This is a genomic window from Pseudomonas sp. NPDC086278 (assembly GCF_050280905.1).
Lineage (GTDB): Bacteria > Pseudomonadota > Gammaproteobacteria > Pseudomonadales > Pseudomonadaceae > Aquipseudomonas.
Genome location: NZ_JBNNWE010000211.1, coordinates 1 through 1,717 on the forward strand (window position 1 = coordinate 1; position 1,717 = coordinate 1,717).

Genomic DNA, 1,717 nt, shown 5'->3' on the forward strand with positions numbered 1-1,717 from the left:
TTCCCGAGCTGTCGTTTGTTTTCGTACAAGCTGCCAATTGAGTGCAAACGTCTGTTCGGCCAATTGGCTTTTGTTCGTTGCGTGCGGATCGAAAAGGGAAACCTTCAGCCATCACGTCACGACCGTGGTGGCCGGTGTCGATGCCGACCACGTCCATCAGGTACGCCGGGCCCATTGGCCAGCCGAATTTTTCCATGACTTTGTCGATACGGACGAAGTCCACACCGGCGCTGACCAGCTTGGCGAAACCGCCGAAGTACGGGAACAGGACGCGGTTGACCAGGAAGCCCGGGCAGTCGTTGACGACGATCGGGGTCTTGCCCATTTTCTTGGCGTAGGCAACGGTGGTGGCAACGGCCAGCTCGCTGGACTTCTCGCCACGAATCACTTCAACCAGCGGCATCATGTGCACCGGGTTGAAAAAGTGCATGCCGACGAAGTTTTCCGGACGCTTGAGGGCTTTGGCCAGCAAGGTGATGGAAATGGTCGAGGTGTTGGACGCGAGGATGGTGTCCTCTTTGACCTTGTCTTCGACTTCGGCCAGAACGGCTTGCTTGACCTTCGGGTTCTCGACGACAGCTTCAACCACCAGATCCACGTGACCAAAATCACCGTAGGACAGGGTTGGACGAATGCCGTTGAGCACTTCAGCCATTTTCGCTGGAGTCATGCGGCCTTTATCAACGCGGCCCACCAGCAGCTTGGCGGCTTCAGCCAGACCTTGCTCGATGCCGTGCTCGTTGATGTCTTTCATCAGGATCGGCGTGCCCTTGGACGCCGACTGATAAGCGATACCGCCGCCCATGATGCCGGCGCCCAATACGGCGGCCTGCTTCACGTCTTTGGCGATTTCGTCGTAGGCCTTGGCCTTTTTCTTCAGCTCCTGATCGTTCAGGAACAGACCGATCAAGCTCTGCGCGGCAGAGGTCTTGGCCAGTTTGACGAAACCTGCAGCTTCGACTTCCAGCGCTTTGTCGCGACCGAAGTTCGCGGCTTTCTGGATGGTTTTGATTGCTTCAACCGGCGCCGGATAGTTCGGGCCAGCCTGACCGGCGACGAAACCTTTGGCGGTTTCGAAAGCCATCATTTGTTCGATTGCGTTCAGCTTCAGCTTTTCCAGCTTCGGCTGACGCTTGGCCTTGTAGTCAAACTCGCCCGAGATGGCGCGCTTGATCAGTTCCAGAGCAGCTTCCTGCAGCTTCTCGGGAGCAACCACTGCGTCCACAGCGCCGACTTTCAGCGCGTCTTCAGGACGGTTTTCCTTGCCGGCGGCAATCCACTCGATGGCATTGTCGGCACCGATCAGGCGCGGCAGACGCACGGTGCCGCCGAAGCCAGGGTAGATGCCCAGCTTGACTTCCGGCAGACCGATCTTGGCCTTGGTGGACATGACGCGGTAGTCCGCCGCCAGGCACATTTCAAGACCGCCACCCAGTGCGATGCCGTTGATCGCGGCAACAGTCGGGACGTTGAGGTCTTCGAAATCGCTGAAAATCTTGTTGGCTTCGAGGTTGCCAGCGACAAGCTCTGCATCAGGCAGCTTGAAGTTCTCGACAAATTCGGTGATGTCGGCGCCGACGATGAAGACGTCCTTGCCACTGCTGACGATCACACCCTTGATCGCCCGAACGAGGGCATGGCCACGGTCTGGACCGTCACCGCGCCGAAATACGCCGAGCAATGCCCGAACATCGGCCGCTTGCTGAGCAACCTGACG

At 58.3% G+C, this 1,717-nt stretch carries 1 pseudogene; it reads right to left on the reverse strand.

The annotated features are described in order from the left end of the window. Positions 1-82 precede the first annotated feature (82 nt). Positions 83-1,624, reverse strand: a pseudogene (gene fadB, locus ACQKP4_RS29010) (fatty acid oxidation complex subunit alpha FadB); the annotation flags it as partial. Positions 1,625-1,717: the final 93 nt, after the last annotated feature.